The sequence below is a fragment of the Mycobacterium sp. 29Ha genome (assembly GCF_032883055.1).
GTDB lineage: Bacteria > Actinomycetota > Actinomycetes > Mycobacteriales > Mycobacteriaceae > Mycobacterium > Mycobacterium gallinarum.
The window spans coordinates 28,030-49,032 of record NZ_JAMQTI010000010.1 but is presented as its reverse complement, the minus strand read 5'-3'; the positions used below and the strand labels follow the sequence as shown (position 1 = coordinate 49,032).

Here is a 21,003-nt window from a genome sequence, read left to right as displayed (position 1 = left end):
CCCGGTAGGGCGGCACTAGGCTCGATTTCCAAGGTATGTGCGCTGCTGAGCAGCCACCCACGGTCCATCGAGCATGCAGGGGGTTTGTGTGGCCCACGTCGACATCAGTCCCGACGCCGTTGCCAATATCGGAGCCCAGATCGCCGCGGCCGGGTCCATCCCCACCGCACCCACTGTCACGGTCTCCGCGCCGGCGCAGGACCCGGTCTCGGTCGGAGTAACCCAGACCCTGGCCGCGCGGGCCAGCGCCATCACGCAGTACAGCGCCGCGGCCAGCACCATCACGGGCATCCGCGCCGACATGGTCGCGGCCAGCGCGAGCGGCTACCGCGACCAGGAACAGGTCAATCAGGCCAGCCTCAGCGACGGCGGCACACCAGGCGCGGTCGCGCCCTCGATGCCGACGCCCGCCATGCCCCCGCTGCCGGCGCCAGTCATCGCGCCACCGGCGATCGGCGCCCCACCCACCAGCGGCCGGGCCATCGCCGAGCTCATCCACTCCGGTGCCGGCCCGCAGCCGCTATTCGCCGCCGCCCAGCAGATGCGCGCCCACGCCGCCGACCTGTCCGCCACCGCCAACCAACTGCGCGAGTCGGCCAACAGCCTTGGCGAGGAATGGGACTCCGATGCCGGGCACGAAGCGGCATCGCGGATCAGCGAGCTGGGAACCTGGTATGACACCCACGCCCAGCACGCCAGCGCTGCCGCGGCCGCCTTCAACCAGCACGGCGACAACTTCGGGCGCGCCCGCACCGCCATCCCCACCCCAGCGCAGTTCGACGACCTGCAGCGCCGCCTGGAAATGGCCATCGCGGCCAACAAGTCGCCGGGCAGCCTGGGCCGGTTCGCCCCGGTCATCGCCCAGCTGCAGGCCGAGCTGGGCAAACTCAACGCCGAAACACTGGCCCACTACGGGCAATACTCCACCGGTGCGGCCGATCCCACCGTGGCCGGCGACCCGCTGCAGGCCCCACCCCACCCCGGCGGCGTGCAGGCTGCAGGCAGACACTCCGATCCCGACGACTGGTTCGAAGGCGACGGACCCGAATACGTCGAACCCGGAGGCCCAGAACCAGGACCGAGCGTGAAACCCGGCGGCGGTATCCCCGCCGAGTTGGTCAGCTTCCACTCCGGCGATGCGCCGCTAAGCCCGCAGGACACCACGACCCTGCCGCCGTACCCGCCGCTGAACCCACCGCCCCCCGGCGGCCCGACATGGAACCCCGACGGCTCGATCAATTACCCCGACTACCCGCCGTATGTGCCCGAGTCGCAGTTCGACGCCTCCCAGGGGGTGCCGCGATCGACGATCGACGGCATCCACGGCACCGGACCCAACGAACCCAGGTTCTGGGCGCCGAGCACGCCCGGAGAACTTCCGCCCTACTGGACGAAGGACTACATGCAGTTGCCCGACAGCCCGAACTACTGGGTTCCCGACACCAGACCGGCCCCTCCCGGCCAAACCTCCCCCGCCTAACCGGAGTCCCGAATGCCGTTGGGCCGCAACGATCTTTAGAGCGGGGTTCGTAGCGCGACAAGAAGCTCGATCGCCTCGCCGCGTTCGGTGTCGTCGAGCCAGGGCATCACCTTGACGATGGACTCCTCGGCCTCTCGCGCTGAACTCGTGATCTGCTCGACCAGGGCGTCGCGCGCCTCGTTGGAGATGCCGGCGGCGTGCTGCGCGAAGGTCGTTTTCAGAGCCACCACTTGCTTGGCCAGCGAGAACCGGTCGCCCGCGCCGGCATCGGGCTTCGGTGGCGCCGCATCGGTGTCTGCCTTGGGTTCCCGCAGGGTGGGTGGGCCGCCGGCCAGGATGGCATCAACACTGCCCGATTCCCACTCCAGGGCATCCTCGAGGGCGCGGCGCATGCGCAAGCTCAACCGGCTGGACTGGTTGTTCTCGATGGCCCGCAGGGTGGCCACCCCGGGCCCGCCGCGGGCATTGACCTCCGGCTGCGTCAAGCCCAGCTCACGACGGCGCTTGCGCACCTCGTCGCCCAGCTTCTCCCACGACATGATGCCCTTCATGATGCCTCACTAACCGCCAAAACTCGTTGTTCTGGCGGGTGCGATCAGAAAAATCGCGCGATCACTCCCGTCACGCCTGCGGCCGCGCCCACGGTGCTGACCTGCGCGAACACCGATCGTGGATTGATGTCACGGCGGGGGGCGGGGCCCCCGCACTGAGCTGTTCAGCCAGACGTAACCGCCAAAAGCGCGATTTCTCTGCTACAGTTCGGGCTTATTACCGCTAAATCCGCTAAAAATGGCGGTTCACACCGGAAGGGGCATGACCGTGACCAACACCACCACCACCACCACCAGCACCACCACCAGCACCAGCAACCACAATGCTCGCCTGGGCGCCGGTGAGCTGCAACGGCTGCTGCAGATCGACGGGCGCCTGTTCGAAACAACTGCGGTCACGCCGTGCCGCATCAACTTCGGCGCCGGCCAGGACCAATGGTTCTCCCCCTTCCGAGATCGGGAACGCGCCGCCAAACAGTGCATGGGCTGCCCTTTCCGGGGCCGCTGCGGCTACAACGCTGTGGCCACCCGCGCCACCCACGGCGTCTGGGGCGGCCAGGTACTCCCCGGTGACTTCCCCGGCCTGCTCGAACCCATCTACGAACGGCTCCTGCAGCAGTTCGAACAGCGCCGCCCGATCGAGCTCGGCGACGCCCCCGCACCAACGCTGCCCGGCGTCGACGCCCGCCGCCGCAACCGCGCCGCCTAAGGGCCACGCTGTGGAACGCCCGGCCGCGCTCGACGAAGCCCGCGAGGCCGCCGTACTAGCCGCCCGCCATGCGCGCACGCCAGGCGGCGGTCGCCGAACGCGAACGGACCGAACGCCAGCGGGCTGCAGCCGCGCGCTCGGTGGCCAGCGGGTCGGGCCGCGACGCCTACCGCGCCCAGACCGCCCGGCTTGCCCGGTTGCCTGCACAGCGGCGCACCGAGGCCGCCGCCCGCGAGGCCGCCGTGCGTGACGAGGTTCTGCGCCGGGCCCGCGGCGATACCACCGAGCAGCAGTGACAGTGACTGTTGAATTCGGTTGCACGCCTGGGTGTTTGGGCGCCAGACGGTCAGCTGGGCGGCACCACGTAAGGCTCGCTCACCGCGTTGGGGTCAAAGAGGGGGCTGTTGGGCGCCATGTACGTCGCCAGCAACTCCATCATCTGCGCGTGCATTGCCTGGCGGGTATTGCGCAACACGTCGGTGATGATCTGCTCGAGTTCGGTGTTGGTGTACTCCGACAGCGCCCAGTCTGCGACCTCGAAGGACACGAGGGTTCCGTCGCTGTCAAAGCGCGCCGACACCGCCTCATGCACCGCAGGGACCTGGATCTTGTTGATGGCTTCCAGCCACGCCGCATTGCGCGCGCGCAGGCTGGTGTAGGCGCGTTCCACTTGCGCGACATACTCATCGTCGGTCAAAGTCACCGGTCGCCGTCTCCTTCCGCGGTCTTATCGGCGCGGCCGCGGCGCGCCTCGCGCCGGCCTCTGACCGGCTCACTGTTCGGTGGTGTCTCGATGCGCATGCGCCGCTCGGGATACAGCCGGCGATCATCCTCGCCGCTCCCGCCGCCCGGACGGCCGCCCATAGGCATCATCGGGGGCATCATCCCCCCGCCCATCGGTGCGCCCGCCGCGCCGCTCGTCGTCGCGGGCGGCGACGCCGCGCTGAACGTGGCCGGAGCCGCTCCTACCACCGCTGGCGCGCCGGCCGGGGCCGACAGCGGTCCACCCGCTCCCCCGCCGCCGCCGGCTGCCGGTTCGGTATCGCCAGGTTCGGGCCCGCCGCCACCCAGCTCCGGGTCAAAGCCACCCAGCTCCGGGGACTGCGGTCCCCCGCCGGCCCCGCTATCGCTGGGCTTGCCCATTGCCGAGCCCATCGCGGCGTTGGCGCCTTGGGCCAACCCGCCCAGTGCCTGATTGCCGGCCTGCTGCAGTTGTGCACCCGCACCGCTCAGCGCGCCCAGCAGCCCGCCAGCCGCCCCCGACACCGCACCCAGCACCGCCGGTAACACGCTTTCCATCACGCCGGTGGCCGCGGCACCGGTATCGCCGAACACGCCCGGGTCGGCCAGCGGATCGGCCGGATCACGCGTCTCGGTGTCGGTGCCCGCCTGGTTGGTCTCCTCATCGCCACCGGCCCCCTGCGGCGCGCTCGCCGGGGCGGGCGTGGCTTTCTCGGGCTGGGGGGTGTGCGGCTCGATCGTGGCGGCGTGAATCTGACCGGCCTGCTGGTAGCGGCCATAGCCGTTGAGGGCGTCCTGATTGACGGCGGCCAATTTCATCTGCAGATCGGTGATCTGCCCGCTAAAGCGGCCCATGCTCGCCGGGTGCGCATTGGCCGCATAGGCGGCCTGCAGCCGGCGCTGCAGATCAGCGAACACCTCCGGGGTCGGGATCGCGGCCCTGGCCCGCGCGAAGTCATCGGCGTGGCCGCGGATCTGATTGGCCAGCGCCCGCGCCTGGCTGGCCTGCTCGCTGTAGCTGAACTCCAGGCCCGCCAGATGGGTTTCGGCCGCGTCGGCCGCCCCTGAACTCCAGCTGCCGGTGGTTTCGGAGCTCGCCGCGCGCACCGAAGCGGCGGCCTGCTCCAACTCGGCAGCCGTGGCGTCGAGTGCCACCGCGGTCACCAGCAGAGGCTGTGGGCCAGGCCCGGAGTGCACCACCGCCGAGATCTCCTGGCCGCTGGTCGGGACGATGCCCGCCGGCACGCCCGGTGCTGCTGGGACCCCCGGCAGCGACGGTGCCTGGACATCCGGCGCGGCCGCCATCTCCCCCACGGCGGCCCCTGCCCCGGCCAGGCCGGCCGCCCCTGCGGCTTCCTGCAGCTCATAGGCGTCGGCGTCGCCGTGCAGACGGACAGCCGCCGCGCCGGTCTTGAGGTTGATCCCGATGGTGTCAACGCCGAGGGCGCCGATGCGGCCGGTGAACCCGCTCGCGACCTGCACCGAGGTTGCATCCGCTGCGCACGGAGTCACCGCCGCGGCCGGCGGTGTCGGCACGGATGCCGCCGCGGCCGTGGTCGCGGCCCCGGACTGCACCCCGGCGACATCGACGCGCAGATCGCGGCTACTGGCCATCAGCGAGTCCAGGCGTGAACCATCGGCGACGTCACAGTGCGTGTTAGGTGCTCAGCGTCCGCGCGCCGGAGCTCTCGCCGTCGGCGTAGGTCTGCAGATCGCGGCGGATGTGGGCGGCCACATTCTCGGCGTAGGCACCCATGCGGTGCCCCAGCGCGCGGCGGGCTTCCAGCACGGCCGCGTAAGAGGCGCCCACCGTCGAGGACCCGATCTTGCCGAACGCCTGGCGGGCCGCCGCGATGGTCGCGTCATCGACATCCATCCGATCACGCGCGGCCGCGGCCTCCTGCTCCCACCAGCCGGCGTGCTCGTCCCATGCGGCGAAGTCGAGACCTAGATCGCCCATCGCTACCTCCGTGTCGTTGATCTGTGCGCTGTTTTCCCAGCGTAACGGTGGCCACTGTGCTTATGCAGCGGCCAAACCAATTCAAAAGTCGATGTAGCGGTCCCGGTAGGCGTCCACCTCGGACTCGGTCGGAAGCACGTCATTGGGGGTCTGATCGGCGCCGCGTTCATTCATCCGCGTCAACAGATCGCGGTTCACCCGCATCAGCGCCAGCGTGTACAAACGCTGCACCCGCTCCGCCAGCATGTCGGCCGTCCAGGTCGCGTTGACCTCCGGCTCGAGCTGAACCCGCACCGCGACCCCGTTGCGGTCCAGCTCGACCATCAACGCACCGTCACGCGACGACTCCACGTAGGTGCGGTTCTCGGTCTCGATGTCCATCTATGTGCTCCTAGGTGGCCGCGGGTGGCCCGCTGGGCGCCGGTGGCGCCGTGGCCGGGACCGCGGGAGCCGTTGTCGCCGTCGTCGGCGGCTTGCTCCAGCCTAGAAAATCACCGCTACTACCGAGGGCGCCAAGTGGCTGAAGTTGGCCGTCCAGCCATATCTTGCCGTTACCCATCGCCATCACGGGTCCGCGTGAATCGAAACGGCCCACACTGCCCGGCGGCATCGTGTTCGGGTCCACCGGATCGGTCACCGGTGTTCCTGGCGGCGCCAAATCCACACCGACCTGCTTATACGCATCGGTCACACTGGTGCCCGACAGAACCGAACGCATCACCTGCGCGGACTGCGCGTCGGGTGCAGTGACCACCTGCCCGTCGGGCATGGTGACGTTGCGCGCGGCTTCCCCGGCCACCGGCGCCGGAGCGGTGGCCGGGGCCGCCTGCTCAGGTGTGCCATGCCCGGCCGGCGCGGTCGTCGGATCAGGCGGCGTCGTGGTGCCGGGCTGGCCGTTCTGGGTGTGCGGATCGCCAGGTTGGTCCCCGGGTGTGTCCGGGCTGTCCTTTTGCGGCTTGTCGTGCTCGGGGGCCGGCTCGTCCTTAAAGCCGTCCTCGGGCTTGCCGTCCGTCGGCGGCTTGTCGGTGAAACCACCGTTCGCCAGGCCCCCAAGCCCGCCAAGCGAGCTCAGCGCCGGGCCCAGCGCATCCAGCGGGCTGGCGCCCATACCGCCCAGCGCCTGCGGCAGCGCACTCAAGCCGGCCAGCGCCGGACCCATCGCCGACATCGGATCCATACCCATCGGGCCACCCAGGCCACCCATACCGGCGAGCGGATCCATCAGCGGCTCCTCACCGCCAGCCGGGCCACCAGCGCCGCCACCGCCCGCCACCTCACCGCCACCACCGCCAGAACCTTCGCCACCCCCACCAGATGAGTCGCCACCGCCACCGGCCCCCTGGCCGCCCCCGCTGCCGCCGTGGGCGTCGGGGCCGTTGTTGCGGTACTCATCGCCCAGCGCGTCGAGGATCGCCGCCTGCGTCTTCGCGTCGACCCGCGCATCGGCGAGAACCTTCTGGACCTCGGCGAACTTTTGATCCAGAAACTGCCCGAACGAGGCCACCGACGCAGGATTGCCCATCTCCGGGGCCATCTGCTTCTGCCGGTTCTGAATCTCGGTCAAAATCGCCGACACCTTGTCGCGGGCGCCCTGATTGGACGCAAAGATCTGCTTGAGCAGCTCGGCGAGTTTCTCATCGGTCAACTGTGCGGCGTCGGTGCTGCCGTTGTACTGCTCACCGGCTCCCGTAGCGCCCGTGTTGAGGCCTCCCTGGCTGCCAGGTGGTGGAGCGGGCGGCGGTGGCGGGCTCGCCGGCGGCATGCCCGGATACGGCGGCACCCCGGGAACCGTCCCAGGGTACGGCGGTGCCGGAGGCAGATCGTGTGGCTTGTCCTCGCCGAATATCCTGCCCACCGCCCCCACCACCTTGGCGATGTTCTCGATGGCATCGAACACCACGTTGTTCATCACGTCAGGAAGCCCAACCGACACGAGCAGCGCCCCTTCCACCTCATCGAGCTTGCCGAGGGTCAGAGCCCCTCGCCGATAACGCTAATCAGCCAGCCACGTGTTATGCGACGGTCATCGGGCTGCGGTTTGGCTGGCACCTCACGAACCCGTCGCTGGCCCGCGCCGTCGCGCGACGCGCCTCCGCACCGAAATGCGTTGGTAACGACCGAAAAGTGGTCCGGGCACTATCGCATGAGTCATCGATCGCCCCAATTGCACGTGCACTCAACGATTTTGCGCGCACCCCGCCCGTGCGCCGCTCTCGCACTGGTCCGGCCGAACGATCGGGCGCCTCTATTCGGCGCCCACCCAACGGTCGATGAAAACCGGACTGGGCCAACATCTGCCGCCGACGGCCGTCGCATAAGAGCGAAACGGCACTTATGTTCGGGCTTAGCTGGCCGACCGCCGTCGTGGCCGCGAGGTCCAGTTGGCTCACCGACCAATCCAGGCATGACCAGGAGGATCCTCAGTGACGACCGTTGAGGCACGACCGAACGGCAGCGCTGTCGCGTCGCAGACCGCGGACGCAGCCCACCCGCTTGACCAACCGGCCGCATCAAGCACAACCACCGTATCCGAGCCCGCTCTTGCCCCCTTCGGCGAGCCGAGCGGATCACTGCGCCAAAGCATCTCACCGCGCCGCTGGTGGGCCAAGGTCCGGAGGGCAGTCACCCGATCCGACACGGCACCTGCCCTCGATACCGACGACGCGTTGCGAATGCTTCACCTGGTCCGCCGCAGCCGCAAGTATGCCGTCGCGCTCACGGCCACCATTGCCACGATCAGCTTCGTGCTGTCGTTCGAATCGCTTCGCGATCTGGCGGCCAAGTCGGCCTGGCCGGGCTGGCATTCCTGGCTGTGGCCGCTGATCATCGACGGTTTGATCGTGCTAGCGACCTTGGTGATCGTGGCCCTGGCCCCCTACCGCAGCCAATTCTGGAACCGGCTCTACGCCTGGGTCGTCCTTGCGCTAGCAGCGACAGTAAGCGTCGGCGGCAACATGGCCCATGCCTGGCTGGCCACAGCCCAGTTGGAACCATGGATGCGATACGGATCTGCGGGGTTGGCCTGTGTCCCTCCACTTGCTCTGCTTGCCAGCACACACTTCATGGCGATCCTGTGGCGCTTCAATCCCAAACCGCCGCCCGATACCACCTCACAGGTGCGCGACGGGGTGCTGGCCTCGGCCAGCACCCGCATGGCCGAATGGGAAGCTGCCGCAGCCAAACTCCACGAACACGGCCACTGCCGGCACGTCCCGACATCAAAGGTCGCCCACGCCCTGCGCTACCTCTACGACCACCGGCCCGCGATGTCGCTACGGGCTATCGGTGCCACCGCCGAGGTCGACCTCCACCACGACAACGTGCGCAAAATCCGAGACGGGGCCGCCGCGGTGTTCGGGCAGGCCCCCAGTGAGGACGTATGAGTCGTCGTCGACAGAGAAGCCAAGTTCAACCGGTGTCGGCGTGTCAACCTCAGCTTTCACATCAGCAACGGCATGCTGAGCCTATGTCCTGTCCAACGCCCAGTGGCGGCATCGGCCTATCGGCGGTTAACCGCCAATGGACCGCTGCCAGCGACGCATCCAGGTGCACAGACCTAGCAGCGCCAGGAAGGAGGCGCCGCTAGCGGCATACCAGCGGGCACCCAGCTGCCTGCACACCCTAAATCCATAGTGCGCCAGCACATTTAAGCCAACAGAACGCGATTCGGCCCCCGGCGGGTGCCGAGGGCCGAGTCTTGGTGAGCCGAGTTGCCGCTCGACTCAAGTGCTTTCACACACCTTCCCCGAAGGGACCGTCATGCCTGACAGGTTCCACGGTAGCGCATGCCCGCAAACAGTGCTAGAGGGCACGCCCCGTGATCAATTCGCAACAACGCCCCCTCGCTCGTACCGAGGCTGCAGCCGGACCTCTCCACGATCCGGCACAGCGCGCACCACCCCGATGTGGATCCTGCGTGCCGCAGGACATCACGAGCTACACGCGCCGGTGCGCATCCGACTCGACCTCGGCGATTTGCCATGGGCCGGCGTCCCCTGCTGGTCCGGCGGCGCCTTGCGATGGATCCGCGAAACCGTCCCGATGGCCTACGCGCTGCGCTACGCCACCCACGTCCGTCCCGCCATGCCCGGCAACCCCATCGCGCTGAAAACCCTTCTGCGGGTAGCTGAAGCGCGTGCACGCTACGCCGACCACCGCACGGGCCGCGACTGTCGCCCCACCAATGCAACCCTCGCCGCGTGCGCCGGCTTGAGCGTACGCACCGTGCAACGCGCCTCGACTGCGCTGCGGCTACTGGGAGTTGCGACCGAGGTTCTGCGGGGGCGTCAGCGCTCTCGCGACGAGCGGATGGCCAGCTGGCGCGTCGGTGACCGTGGCCGTGGCTGGGCTTCAGTGTGGGCGCTTCACGACAGTCGGTTTCCACAGCTGTCACCCCATCCCGGAGGGTCTCCTGTAAAGAATAAAAACTCCCGTAGGGAGAATCTAACTACCCCCAACCGCCGGCAAGCCGCCGGTAGCGGCGCCAAAAAACGGCGCCAACGCCCGGAAGCCCGGGCACTCGCGCTGGCAAACAGGTGGATTACCGACGAGCAAAGCCCACCGTGGGCCCGCCGGCATCGCACACCCGCCGCGTGGGCACGCATCCTCGCAGGTCCCGCCGCTCACGGATGGACACCACGAGACATCAACCAGATCATCACCGACTGGGTGCGAACTGGCGGTCACTGGATCCCCGACAACCCGCATAAGCCCATTGGACTACTCGGCGCGATCCTGGCCTGGCACGGCCGCGACAATCTCGCAGACAGGCCAGCCGCCGCCGACGAAGCCCGAGAAGCCGCCGAGCTTGCCGCTGAACAGAAACGCAAGGCCGCCAACGCCCTTGAGCGCGCCCAGCACGAACAAGCCCGCCGCGCCGCACAAGCGGCGGCGCACGGACCCGGCCGGAATGCAGCGCTCGCCCAGGCCGCCGCCATCGGCCGGCGCGGCCTCGAGCGCCGCACCCAGATCGCCGCGCGTGAAGCGGCGCACTTCGAGGCCACCGTGCGCGCAGCGCGCGGCCTCACCGCACCAGGCGCAGCGCGGGTGAACGATTCTCATCAGAAGGGCCACAGCTGATGGCCGCGGTGAGGGTCGGCCCGACCCGATTGGTCTGCCAAGCCGATCCGGAGCGGTGGTTCGACCGGCACAACCGGACCTACGCACTCGAACGCTGTCTGGCCTGTCCTGGCCGCAGCTGGTGTGCTGAACAAGCACTCGACGGCGCGTCCTACGGGATGTGGGCCGGTATCTGGATCGACAACAACCTCGACGCCGTTTCGCATTACCTTCGCGCAATCGCCCAAGGCCCAGCCGACAGTGTGTCTGGCGATCGAGATCCAGCCTCAGCCGCTCCCCCGACTTCGACCCCCACCTCTCCCCCACCGGTCGCCGAGACACCAGCGGAAACGCCGGCCCCCCACGGGGTTTCGCGTACGGTCGTGGCCGTCATCTTGGCGAGATCGTCTGGGCACTGCGAGGCCATGACACCGGTCTGCCGATACACACAGGACACCATCGCGAGCCGCGTCCCAGGGCATTCCGGCTGGCACGCCGAGGACGCCTCGAGCGCCTACGGCGTGTGCAGACCCTGCCAACGGGCACTGTCCAGCACCGAGGATCGGCTGCTGCGGCGGCTCGGATACATCGTCGACCCGCCCGGCAACCCCACCTTCACACCCTTGTACTGGCGACAAGCCCGCTGGGTCTACCTCGACAGCGGCCCGACCATCGTCGAGGTCGATCGACGGATCACCCGCGCCGATCAGGCAGTCTGACGACCCGGGCGCGCCCTGGTGAACGCCTTCTGCGACGCGATCGCTCATCGCGCCGCGGGCAAATACAGAATTCCTTGAACGCTCGGAAGCAGCGACGACAGATCATCGGCTATTGACACGCGCAGCCACTCCTCCCCCCAATTCAGCTACTTCAAATCGCTCTGGGGTCGAAGCTGGCCGAGGTCCGACTTGCAGTCTTGGCAGGCGCTCCGTGCAGAAGAGTAGTTGCTGTTCGTCCCCCGACGGCCAAAGCCGACGGTCTCCTCGGGGCGCACTGATAGGGGCGAGTCGCGACGTCGAAAACGGGGGCCCAATCGACCTCTTAACAGACGATCACGCCGAATGCTGGCGGCGAGGATCCGCTGAGGCAGCGCCCAGCGCGGCAAACTGCGTGCGCAGCCCGTCCGCCCGTGCCAGCACCCCATGAACACCGCACGGCCGCGTCCCGACGAACTCCAAGACCGCCGGCGCGCTACGTAGCTCCGCGGCCGCCAAACCCAAAATGATCATCGTCGCCGGGGTGAGGTCATCGTCGCGAGCATCCATCGCCAGCTGATCGACCCATTCGCGCTCGTCGTCGAGAAGTCTGTAGATGCCAGCCTGCCGGACCACGTCAGCGATCAGAGCGATCAACTCATCACGGTGGGCCCGCAACCAGGCATCTTCAACAGGGCGACGCTGACGCGCTCCACGCGCTGATCGTCGCGCCGTACGGGTGATCTTTTCGTCGGGCCGGTCATAGCGCAGCAATGCCTCCAGACGGTCAATGCGGTCTATTACTCCCTGCTTTCCCACACCGACCTGACGACCCAGCTGCGCGAGGAAGATCCCACGGTCGCGGCCCGCGCGCAGGAAATACAGTTCCCGGCGCCGGTCGTCCCACCACAGCCAGTTGTTCAGCGTCAACGCATCGGCGATCTCAGCCTGAAGAACCCAGGCAGGAATGTCGGCACCGCTGAATTTGCGCAGGTAATCGAGCACTTCGCGCGGATCGGAATCAGCAGAATCGGGCAGCAAGTCGCGGTTGCGATCGTCCACTTTGGCCCGCCGTTTGGCGATCATCACGATCGCGCGACCCACCTCGGCTCGATGGACCTTCGGACGGGTCGCCACCCAGTCAGTATTTCACTGACGGGTCACAACCGCCGAGTACACGCCGAGCCGCCGACCGCCGCCGCCGCCGCGCGCGGCAATGGAACAGCCCTCCTCAATCGCGCCCCGGAGCAGAATCCTTGCGGCCCGGCAGAAATGCGTTCAGCACCGGGGCTATCCACGTGCTGCGGGTGTCAATGCCCAGGTCGGCGCCGATCTGGTCGATCACGGCCTCCTGCTCGGCCGTCGGGCTGAAGCTGATCTGAACACTGCCTCCCCCGACGTAGCGCACCGCTGAGGGGTCAGCAGGAAACAGGGGATTGACCGGTGCGGTGTTAAACGTCGACTCACGGATGATGTCGGCCAACTCACCGTGCTTGCTGCTGATCGCTTCCAGCACGACTTGGAGGTTGGTCGCCTTGCGCTTGTGCCGGTATGCCTCGAACCGCTGCTTTACGTTCGAGCTGACATAGACCGCACTGGTCGGCTTAACCCGCGTGCGTGGCCGACCCGGCTTGCGGGTACGAGGTCGAACCGCCTGCGCGTCCTCCCGGATGTCTGGTACGGCGGCTATCGTCGCGGCTCCAGCCCTGTCGAGGCCCCCCGTTGGCGCTTTCTGGTCGTCTCCGATTCGGGTCGGAGTGGCCGCAGGTTCGCCGACAAGGCCAGCCAAACCAGCTCCCCGGGCACCTGGTCCGGCGAGGTCCGACAAGTCCTCGGAAGGCACGTCTTGTTGTCTGAGGTTCACGGCCATACTCCTTTTTCGATCATTTCGTTTCGTCGCTCAGCACTTCGGGTGAAGACCTCTTTGGCGAGCTTTGCGTAGTCCTTTGCGACTTGTCGCGACGTGCTACTGAGGACGTTTGCGTTGGTGGTGCTGCGGCGCAGCAAGGTCGGATTGTTTTCGATCTCCTGCTCGAGTTCGTGAGCCAGTAATCCGTACTTAAGGATTTGGTTGGCGACACCTTCGGAGTGTCGAATGAAGCTGTCCAACACCAAATTGCTATCACTGCCGAGGTCTTGGGCCACTTCCAGGCTGTGGTCACGCCTGATGTTTTTCGAGCTCGTTCCTGATGCGAATACAAACGCTCCAAGCAGCGTCACGTAGGGGTTATGTTCGCGCATCCCACGGATTTCGGCGGCGAGTTCACGCAGCCCGGTACGCGACATGCGGTCGGTTTTCATCGGAACGATGATGAACCGTGATGCGCATAAAGCGATCTGCAGCAGCAGCGGGTTCTCCGGCGGGGAGTCGATGATAATCAACTGGTAGCGCCCAGCGATGGCCTGCAGAGCCTCGGCCAGGGACAACAACACGCGCTTTGCGTCTTCCTTGGTACCCATCTCCGCGGACAGGGCGGCGTTGATGCGGCGCACAAATTGTCCGCCGGGAACGACATCAAGGTTCGGCCGCACATCGCGCACCGGAGTCAGCGGCGCGCCAGCCGTTACCGCGCTAAAAAGGTTGCGCCCGTTGTCATCCCGGTCGGTGTAGGCGAAGCCCAAAAGCTGGGCAATATTGCCCTGACCGTTGAAGTCGACGATCAACGTTCGTACACCGTCAGAAGCCGGCAGCGCGCCGAGATGCGCTGAGGTGGTCGTCTTTCCCACTCCCCCTTTGCCGTTGCACAGGAGGTACACATGCCCAAGACGCGACCAGACTATGTCCGGCTCGGGCTGTCCCCAATCAGCTATGCTCTCCGACATCAAGTGCCCTTCAGCTGGTGAAACGAGATCGGTAACGCGCATGCACGACAATGGATTTCGGTGCGCACCGGCGCGCGGTACCTCGTGCGTGATCGAGTGTAATGGTCAGGACGCGACACGCCATGCAGCGCCACGCCGAGGGGGCGATTTTCCGATCGATGGATGCCGAAGCGTTACCCGCGATTCCACACCCCGCAATCGACCATATTCTTGCGCGGCTAGTAGGGCGGACCGTGCAGTGGATTACTTCTGCGGCGGTACTGCAAGCGTCGAGGCGCATCCCTATTCGAGTCTTCACTCACGTCGTGCAGCGACCGTCACTCACCGTTGGGGGCACGATATGACGCGCGATACGTACGGGTATCCCGAGGCTAGCGTGCCGTCAGCCGTTGCCCATCGCAGTGCTCATTACATGCAGGAATGCACTGGAAAGAGCTGTTATCGCCATCCGCGCCGATACCTGACCCAATACCTGAGTGCATACCTGGGGGCCTATTGTGCGCGCCGCCTGACCAGATATCGGTGGCCAAGCGCACCGTGCTACGGGTACCGGCGTTTCGCCGCAGACTTTGAACCGGGCACGGCGCAGCATGCGGTAAACAGCACAGCGCCCGACTCTTACGCGACCCGCGCGCGCAGTAATCTGCGCTATGGCGCGGACAAGCCGTACTCGCATTGTCTGCGCGACTATGTCCGATGCAGCACGCATCAGCCATGCACAAGTGGCGTTTGCAGTGCAAGCCGGGATACGGCGCGCGACGCGGATACCCGCAAAGGAGCAGCCTTGGCTCCGCACGCAGGGCCGAGTCGGGCGCCGTGCACGGCTGTGGACTTTCGCCGGTATCTCGATGATGGTGCGCAACCAGATCCAGGTCACGGCGGCGCGGCGCGTATAGGTCGCAGTGTGGCGAGAAGTAGCCACGGCTGCTTACGGGGCAATTAACAGGCAAGTACGTCGTGCAGTCTGACCCGCTGCACGACGGAGCATTCCAAGCGGGTATCAGTTGAAGAACGCACTGTTAGCCGCATCGCATCTGACCTGCGGTAATAAATCGTCACTGTGACGAAATATAACGGGTTACCCTGATTCCCAAAGCCGCCGCGATCCAGTATGGCCACGTACAGCACCCCCAAGCGCCATGGCCCGCAAGCGGACCCCTTGTTCTTCGACTGGAACCGACGGCACACCCGCCGGCCCAGCCGATCCGGGGGGGAGGGGGCGCGGACCGCAGCAACCGCGAGTTTGGGCGTGCAATTGGCGCAGCTGGACTTCAGCCCGCCTTTGAGGGCCAGCTTCAAAAGTTGCTGACGTCGCTTGCTTGGTTATCGAGGGGGAAGCAACAGCGTTGAGTTGAGGGCGGCCTGCCGCGGGCCGGGCTGCGAATCGACAACGCGTCGAGGCTGGGCTGCCCTGCGTGTGAGGAAGCGTCCCGTCAGGGGACCCGCGGCGGCCGCAGACTGAAGCCCAACCTCGAGCAGCGACCGCGCAGGAGGCCCGTGGCGTGGCCCGGATCCCGCCTTGGAGGGGTGGCTGCCTGGCCTGCGGCGACCACTGACCAGGATGGGGACGCCGGCGCGCCCTCGGCCGGCGGACCTGCTGTCTCCTTGGGCATGGGCGCCACGTCTGATCTGAAGCGGACGAGGGGCTACAGGGTAGGGGAGCAGGAGCGCAACGCCTCAGCGCGTCGTTAGTTCCCCCGGATGCCCCGGCGTCATGAACAGCGCCAACGCGCGGCGATACTTCTGCGCAACCGACTCCAAGGTGGTTGCGACCCCGCCCAGTTCTTCCTGCGCTTCCAGGAGAAGCAGGTTGGACTCCCTCAAGTTGACGATTTCGGCGCTCAGATCGGCAACGGCCGATTCAGCGATGCCGGTGAGTTCGGCACGCAGCTCGTTGCGAACCGACGCGATCACTTGCGTCACGTCGACGCTGCCGGCTTCCTGCTGGAGGGTCTGTACCTGGGCGCGCAGTTGGGCTAACTCGCGGCGTAGCGCGGCAACGTCATCCGATCCAGCGGATCGAGCAGTACCTTCGGGCCCATCGCTGGGGGTCGACGTAGTGGCCGGTAGTTGATCCTCGTAGACGTACCAGCGCAGCCGTTGCAGACCAGGCCGGGCCCATCCGTGGATCTCGCCCGCGATAACGGCACTCTGCAGGGTGCGGCGATCCATGTGTAGGCGTCGCGCGGCATCTTTCAGTGCAACGGATCGCCGGTCGGGCGCAGGCTCTCTCGGCACCCCGGCAGGCGGGTACTTGAGCGCACCCTCTGCAGGCACCGGCAGCCTCCCTCGTCAATCACGATAGTGTACTTAATGTGCCTACTGTCGAGTGGATGCAATTGCGCCGCCACCTCCACATAAGTCGCGACACGTATGCGCGGTAAGTACACTAGGGACATCCATTATGTACACTAGGCGCAGACCACCAGGTCAGCACAGGGAGCGATGGGGCAGTGAGCGTATCGGAGAGTCGTCGGGGCAAGGACCTCACTGGTGTCCGATTTCTGCCTAAGCACTTCCGGGTACTGGAGGTCGCTGCGGAGGAGCTGAACGTCAAGGTCCCTGTCCTTATCCGGGCGCGCCTGGGTTTGCCGCTCCCTGCTGATCCACCCGTAAGCGGGCTGGATCTCGAGGCCGCATTTCGCAACGCTCTCGACATCTTGGCGCTGAGCGGCGACTCGGCCTTAAGTGACCTCGACCTCGACCTCGAACTCGTCTAACTTCAGGTCCTCTGACCGGCCGTGATCGGCCCATACTCGGAGAGATGCCAGTCGGGGTAATCCCACAGGACATCGGCGATGTCGCCAGTGACGTCGCGAAAATTCAAGTGGCTCAACCCACTCGGCTGAATCGCGCGCCCGCCAGCCCGGGGTCCGAGGAGCCTAGCCGGCCGCCGACCCGTGGAGTCTGGCCGCGGTCGAGCCATGGCACTGACCGACACCCACCACAGGGGGTTGGCCGTGATGAATGGCTCATGGAGTGGGCAGCGCACAGATGGCCCAGCAGCGCGTCGGCGCACAGGAAACCAACCGCTCGGAGATGATGGCCGCGGCGCTCGACGCCTTCCTGCCGCCGACGCCCAAGCGCCGCTCCAAGTAGCGCGAGAAGCGCCTCCAGGAGCCGGCTGAGCGCTACCCAGCTGACTGGCCCAACCACCGGGACGACAAATACCCCCGGATTCGGCCGTCTCGTTCGCGAAGTCCGCGGCAAAGCGAGCCAGGACTAGATCGACCAGCGCTCCCGGCGCGTACCGACAGCGTCGGTCCGAGGTCGAGCGCGGCCATCTGGATCACACTCGGCGCCGCCACGGCCGCCGCCCGCTAGCTGTCCCGACGGGTCGAATGAGCTGCCCCTGGCCCCCGTCCGTCATGCGGTGCCGGACCTAGCTCATCGCAGCTCGCCAGCGGTCCGTCACGGACTGGGACCGAGCATGGGATGCGTGGCGAACGGGTGGCAACCTGTGGCGGCACGGTCACGCGCCGCCTTACGGCCTACCTCACGAGATATCGCGCCCGGACGATTCGATGCGATGGGGCCGTACCGGGTGGTGACTAAAGGCCGGGCGGCCCAATCCGGGTGAAACGAGACGGGACTGTAGCGGCTAGCTGTGGCGGCCGGTGGCCGACCAGTGGCGCCCGGCGGCGGACAGTTGGAGGTCAGTGGCTAACCGGTGGAGGTCACTGCCGCAGCCCTGGCGCTATATCCGTTCGCCGATAACACGGAACGGCGCCGGTGCCGGCGCGGCACGCACACCGCGCGGGGTTGGCGACCCAGCGTGGCTGAGGTCGGGACCTAAAGCCAGCGACGGTCCGTTCGCCATGGCCCCGACGATCCGCTCTGCGTCGCGCGAACGCGTTACGCGCCGCTGCGGTCGGCCGTCTCCTGGTGGCCATCAGATTCGGCGACGGCCTGGGCGATAAGCCAGGGAGCCGCCTTCGCAGCGCCCACCACAAAGCAGCCGAACGCGATGAAGATCAGAAACCACACGGCGTACGGGTCGTCTCGCAGCCACGCTGCGTTGTGCACAGCGCCCTCCACCAGGGTGCCGATCACGACGAATGCGACCAGCACCCCGGTCATGCCGGTAAGCGCGGCCGCCCCGGACGTCGAAGCCCAGCCCCGTTTCACGTGCAAGGCCATCAGCACTAGGGCCAACGAGACGGTCGCCAGGGTCATCCAAAACCTGCCATGCGCCAGATGTTAAGACGACCGAGCGACACCACGTACAAAACGCGGCCTCCATCGCATGACAAGCCGCGTTCGCACTTTCACAAGGTGATCCCAGGAATGAGACCGGCGCCGGCGGACGGGGAAGCATCCGAGTGGGGCTCAACCGTCTCGCGCCGATTCCTGGCCTGTCCCTTTTGGCGCGGACAATGGGACTGTGACTGAACCGAGCCCACCGAGCCGCCAAGCGCCCAAGAGAGCACCCGCCGCCCTCGCTGATCTGACGCTGCTTGTGGTCGTGCCGGGACACCCGGAAGATGTCCGCGCGTTCACCGATGCTGAACGCCAGGAAGCTGCTGACTACGCCGCCGCGGCCGGCGGCACAGTGCACCCCCTAGCGAAATAGCCGCGATCTACCAGCGCCGATCGTGGGCGAGCAGGCCGCCGGCGTCTAAGGTTCCGAGCGCGTATCGGTCGGCCTGACGCGTGTGTGTAGGGCACCGACTGCAGAGGTGAAAAGTCGTAGCCCTCAGCGACACGGAATGCGCGATCGACTCGTCACCGCAGGCATCCGAGGACGGCGGGTATGCTGACTCCAGAGCCGTTCGCATGGCTGACCCCGAGTCGATCTGGTGCCCGCACCACCTCCGACGTTTGAGGGCAAAGGTTCACGTGAGGATCTGCGAGTTTCCGTCACTGTTGAAGTGTTCGGTAGGTGCGGGCTGCCGTCACAACTCCAGTGATTGGACGGTCTATGACCAAAAACAACCCCTTCAAGAAGGCGGCCCGCGCTTACCGGCAGGCGCACCCCGAGTTGACCTACCAGCAGGCCAAGCGCGCGGTGGCGTACACCTCGACGCCCCGTCGGCGGTGGAAGCCCGGTCAGATGCCGTGGGTACGAACCGATATGGACACCTCGCCGATGTGCTACTTCTGCGGGGAGCACGAACTCATCATCTCGGCCACCGACCTGCGCTCCGACAACGGCCGCGTGGCGATGTACTGCGACAACTCGGACTGCGATGCCCGCGAGTTCGAGGTCATCATCATGCGCGACGGGACCGCGACCACCCCGCAACGCACCGACGTGCGCATCATGGAGCGCCACAAGCCCTCTGGGCCGCGGCCAGCGTGGTCACACGGGCTCGGCGACGGGTGGGCCGCGGGCACCGCACCGTATGCGCGCACCGACGGGCGCGACATGGGATGTCTGTACTGCGGTGAGCAGTCCTGCGTGGTCACCGACGACGACGTGGCCGCCGATACGGGGCGAATCCAGTTGAGCTGCACCAATTCTCTCTGCGCGGTCCAGGTGTTTGAGGTGCTGGTCTGCCGCGATGGGACTGGCTTGTGCGGGCAACGTCCAGATGTTAAGGGACTCCACGACATCAAGCCCACGCGCGCACGGGATCTGCTGCGCGCGCACGAACGCGACGGCGGCCGGGGATTTTTCGCCCTACCGGTCAGGGATTACTACACCTACCCCGACGGTGTCGATCCGTTACAGGCGAGGATCTCCGGACCTGCGCCCTGGGAGGAATGACGCTGGACTCGGCGCGACCGTCCAAGACGTTTGGCCCGCCGCAACACCTCAAACCTCGCCTGGGTACGGCCCGTGCCGATCCGGGACGGGGTAGGGGAGCGAGAACTCTGTAAACCATTGGAGCGGTTCAATGTTCACCGTTCCCATGTCGGACATGCCGTACTCCGGCACGTCGTAAAGCATGAGCACGTCGTGATCCTGAAACAGGTACTCGAAGAGGTCGCCCCAGCCATTGTCGCGAGTCGGATCCGTGGGCCAGGCGAACACCTGCTCCCGAGGACATCCCGCGGCCGCGGCTGCTCTGTGCAGTGTCAGATGTAGGACCATCTCTTCACCCGTGCAGCGGGGGACAGGCGCTCCCCAGCGCTCAGTCTCGTCTGCCAACGCCTCGGCCGCGGCCGCCAGCTGGTAGCGCCAGAACCGGCTCTGCCCGAATGTCTGTTGCGGCAGCCAGCCAAGGACCCGGAACCGCGTTCGGATCGACGTGTGGATCGCCGCGGCGCCGAGCCGATCAGCGTCAGCGCGGATGTCGTCAGCCAAGGCACGCGCCGCAGCGGCGATCAGTGTGCGCCGGCGAGGACCCACCGCATCGATGATCTCGACAAACTCCTCGTCAAGATCAGCCATAGCCGGCCTTCGCCGATCCTCCGTAGGTGCCCAGCGCCAGCAGGGGAGCCCCGTTCTCATCCAAGAACGAGTGCTTGAGAGCAGGCAGGTCGTAACGCATGAAGTGCGAGAGTGGGACGAGCTTCACCAGGCTCAGCGTCAGATCGCGCGCCGCGGCGATCGGGCTGCCGTCGGCCCGGCTCAGCGTGCGGTAACCCCGCGGCGACATCCTACTGACGGTGTACCCAGGGGCGGTGTGGTCGAGTGCCCACGGCAGCTCCAAATACGGCAGCCCGAGGTCGTCACGCACCTCGTCGGCCAGGACGCCGATCAGAAACCGCTCGACGACGTCCATCTCGCCTGCATAAAGTGCCAACTCCTCGCCGCCGTCGTGCAACTCGAGCAGTCTCAGTCGTCCGGCCGGGTCACGGTGCAGTGAATAGCGGGTTCCCACCCTCCCGGGCGGCGCAGCAATGACCGTGGCGCCCGAGGTTTCGTCCGTGTAGCACGAGTAGCCGGCGATCAGCACCCAGCCGAGGCATTCGCCACTCAGCGTTGGTGCCTCGATCATGCGCCTAACGTTAGTCAGCCCTCGGCAGGGTGGGGGAGCTGGCGGCGGTCCCCGGACGTGTCACGTTCGGGGTGCGGTGCTGGCTGGCTCAGGTACGAC

Annotated in this window: 23 protein-coding genes; 10 read left to right on the top strand and 13 right to left on the bottom strand. The window is 66.8% G+C overall.

Annotated features, from left to right (window positions below):
• The first annotated feature begins 88 nt into the window (after nucleotides 1-88).
• Nucleotides 89-1,480 (top strand): PE family protein, encoded by a 1,392-nt coding sequence (locus M1248_RS14785; protein WP_317148833.1) that lies wholly within the window; start codon nucleotides 89-91, stop codon nucleotides 1,478-1,480.
• Between the two features lie 35 nt (nucleotides 1,481-1,515).
• On the opposite strand, the gene M1248_RS14780 is transcribed toward M1248_RS14785, so the two are convergent.
• A complete protein-coding gene (locus M1248_RS14780) occupies nucleotides 1,516-2,031 on the bottom strand; it encodes a DNA-binding protein (RefSeq protein ID WP_317148832.1) in 516 nt (171 codons plus the stop codon).
• A 268-nt stretch (nucleotides 2,032-2,299) separates the two neighbouring features.
• Here M1248_RS14780 and M1248_RS14775 point away from each other — a divergent pair, with 268 nt between their 5' ends.
• Complete coding sequence (locus M1248_RS14775) at nucleotides 2,300-2,740, top strand: WhiB family transcriptional regulator (RefSeq protein ID WP_317148831.1); 441 nt, start codon at nucleotides 2,300-2,302, stop codon at nucleotides 2,738-2,740.
• A 68-nt stretch (nucleotides 2,741-2,808) separates the two neighbouring features.
• Entirely contained in the window at nucleotides 2,809-3,036 is a 228-nt protein-coding gene (locus M1248_RS14770) for a hypothetical protein (protein ID WP_317148830.1), read from the top strand.
• Between the two features lie 50 nt (nucleotides 3,037-3,086).
• Here the strand turns inward: M1248_RS14770 and M1248_RS14765 are convergent, their stop codons facing one another.
• The 5 genes from M1248_RS14765 to M1248_RS14745 all read right to left on the bottom strand — a co-directional run bounded on the left by M1248_RS14765 (nucleotide 3,087) and on the right by M1248_RS14745 (nucleotide 7,392).
• Nucleotides 3,087-3,443, bottom strand: a complete 357-nt coding sequence (locus tag M1248_RS14765) for a type I secretion protein TolC (RefSeq protein ID WP_317148829.1) — start codon at nucleotides 3,441-3,443, stop codon at nucleotides 3,087-3,089.
• Nucleotides 3,440-5,095 (bottom strand): PPE domain-containing protein, encoded by a 1,656-nt coding sequence (locus tag M1248_RS14760; protein ID WP_317148828.1) that lies wholly within the window; start codon nucleotides 5,093-5,095, stop codon nucleotides 3,440-3,442. Before M1248_RS14760 ends, M1248_RS14765 begins: the two co-directional genes overlap by 4 nt.
• Nucleotides 5,096-5,138: 43 nt before the next feature.
• Entirely contained in the window at nucleotides 5,139-5,441 is a 303-nt protein-coding gene (locus M1248_RS14755; RefSeq protein ID WP_317148827.1) for a hypothetical protein, read from the bottom strand.
• 81 nt (nucleotides 5,442-5,522) lie between these two features.
• Entirely contained in the window at nucleotides 5,523-5,822 is a 300-nt protein-coding gene (locus tag M1248_RS14750; RefSeq protein WP_317148826.1) for a hypothetical protein, read from the bottom strand.
• 10 nt (nucleotides 5,823-5,832) lie between these two features.
• Nucleotides 5,833-7,392 (bottom strand): DUF4226 domain-containing protein, encoded by a 1,560-nt coding sequence (locus M1248_RS14745; protein WP_317148825.1) that lies wholly within the window; start codon nucleotides 7,390-7,392, stop codon nucleotides 5,833-5,835.
• Nucleotides 7,393-7,864: 472 nt separating this feature from the next.
• Between M1248_RS14745 and M1248_RS14740 the strand changes: the two genes are divergently transcribed.
• The 3 genes from M1248_RS14740 (at nucleotide 7,865) to M1248_RS14730 (ending at nucleotide 11,218) form a co-directional block, all read left to right on the top strand.
• Nucleotides 7,865-8,824: a DUF2637 domain-containing protein gene (locus tag M1248_RS14740; protein WP_317148824.1), complete on the top strand. Its 960-nt coding sequence runs from the start codon at nucleotides 7,865-7,867 to the stop codon at nucleotides 8,822-8,824.
• A 520-nt stretch (nucleotides 8,825-9,344) separates the two neighbouring features.
• Complete coding sequence (locus tag M1248_RS14735) at nucleotides 9,345-10,520, top strand: helix-turn-helix domain-containing protein (RefSeq protein ID WP_317148823.1); 1,176 nt, start codon at nucleotides 9,345-9,347, stop codon at nucleotides 10,518-10,520.
• The gene (locus tag M1248_RS14730) at nucleotides 10,520-11,218 is read left to right on the top strand and encodes a WhiB family transcriptional regulator (protein ID WP_317148822.1); all 699 of its coding nucleotides are present in this window, start codon (nucleotides 10,520-10,522) and stop codon (nucleotides 11,216-11,218) included. The genes M1248_RS14735 and M1248_RS14730 overlap by 1 nt, the downstream gene beginning before the upstream one ends.
• A 333-nt stretch (nucleotides 11,219-11,551) precedes the next feature.
• Here the strand turns inward: M1248_RS14730 and M1248_RS14725 are convergent, their stop codons facing one another.
• From M1248_RS14725 to M1248_RS14710, 4 genes are all read right to left on the bottom strand, one after another.
• On the bottom strand, nucleotides 11,552-12,298 hold the full coding sequence (locus M1248_RS14725) for a hypothetical protein (RefSeq protein WP_317148821.1): 747 nt from the start codon (nucleotides 12,296-12,298) through the stop codon (nucleotides 11,552-11,554).
• Between the two features lie 127 nt (nucleotides 12,299-12,425).
• A complete protein-coding gene (locus M1248_RS14720) occupies nucleotides 12,426-13,064 on the bottom strand; it encodes a hypothetical protein (protein WP_317148820.1) in 639 nt (212 codons plus the stop codon).
• Nucleotides 13,055-14,017, bottom strand: a complete 963-nt coding sequence (locus M1248_RS14715; RefSeq protein ID WP_317148967.1) for a ParA family protein — start codon at nucleotides 14,015-14,017, stop codon at nucleotides 13,055-13,057. The genes M1248_RS14720 and M1248_RS14715 overlap by 10 nt, the downstream gene beginning before the upstream one ends.
• A gap of 1,677 nt (nucleotides 14,018-15,694) precedes the next feature.
• On the bottom strand, nucleotides 15,695-16,294 hold the full coding sequence (locus M1248_RS14710; protein ID WP_317148819.1) for a hypothetical protein: 600 nt from the start codon (nucleotides 16,292-16,294) through the stop codon (nucleotides 15,695-15,697).
• A gap of 176 nt (nucleotides 16,295-16,470) precedes the next feature.
• Here M1248_RS14710 and M1248_RS14705 point away from each other — a divergent pair, with 176 nt between their 5' ends.
• Together M1248_RS14705 and M1248_RS14700 are read left to right on the top strand one after the other, a co-directional pair.
• Nucleotides 16,471-16,737 (top strand): hypothetical protein, encoded by a 267-nt coding sequence (locus M1248_RS14705; RefSeq protein ID WP_317148818.1) that lies wholly within the window; start codon nucleotides 16,471-16,473, stop codon nucleotides 16,735-16,737.
• Between the two features lie 247 nt (nucleotides 16,738-16,984).
• Complete coding sequence (locus M1248_RS14700; protein ID WP_317148817.1) at nucleotides 16,985-17,116, top strand: hypothetical protein; 132 nt, start codon at nucleotides 16,985-16,987, stop codon at nucleotides 17,114-17,116.
• A gap of 756 nt (nucleotides 17,117-17,872) precedes the next feature.
• On the opposite strand, the gene M1248_RS14695 is transcribed toward M1248_RS14700, so the two are convergent.
• Nucleotides 17,873-18,193, bottom strand: coding sequence for a hypothetical protein (locus M1248_RS14695; protein ID WP_317148816.1), 321 nt, complete (start codon nucleotides 18,191-18,193; stop codon nucleotides 17,873-17,875).
• Between the two features lie 208 nt (nucleotides 18,194-18,401).
• Here M1248_RS14695 and M1248_RS14690 point away from each other — a divergent pair, with 208 nt between their 5' ends.
• Nucleotides 18,402-18,590: a hypothetical protein gene (locus tag M1248_RS14690; RefSeq protein ID WP_317148815.1), complete on the top strand. Its 189-nt coding sequence runs from the start codon at nucleotides 18,402-18,404 to the stop codon at nucleotides 18,588-18,590.
• 348 nt (nucleotides 18,591-18,938) lie between these two features.
• Entirely contained in the window at nucleotides 18,939-19,727 is a 789-nt protein-coding gene (locus tag M1248_RS14685; RefSeq protein WP_317148814.1) for a hypothetical protein, read from the top strand.
• Between the two features lie 48 nt (nucleotides 19,728-19,775).
• Here the strand turns inward: M1248_RS14685 and M1248_RS14680 are convergent, their stop codons facing one another.
• Nucleotides 19,776-20,354, bottom strand: coding sequence for a hypothetical protein (locus tag M1248_RS14680; RefSeq protein WP_317148813.1), 579 nt, complete (start codon nucleotides 20,352-20,354; stop codon nucleotides 19,776-19,778).
• A complete protein-coding gene (locus M1248_RS14675) occupies nucleotides 20,347-20,904 on the bottom strand; it encodes an Imm61 family immunity protein (RefSeq protein WP_317148812.1) in 558 nt (185 codons plus the stop codon). Before M1248_RS14675 ends, M1248_RS14680 begins: the two co-directional genes overlap by 8 nt.
• Between the last annotated feature and the right edge of the window lie 99 nt (nucleotides 20,905-21,003).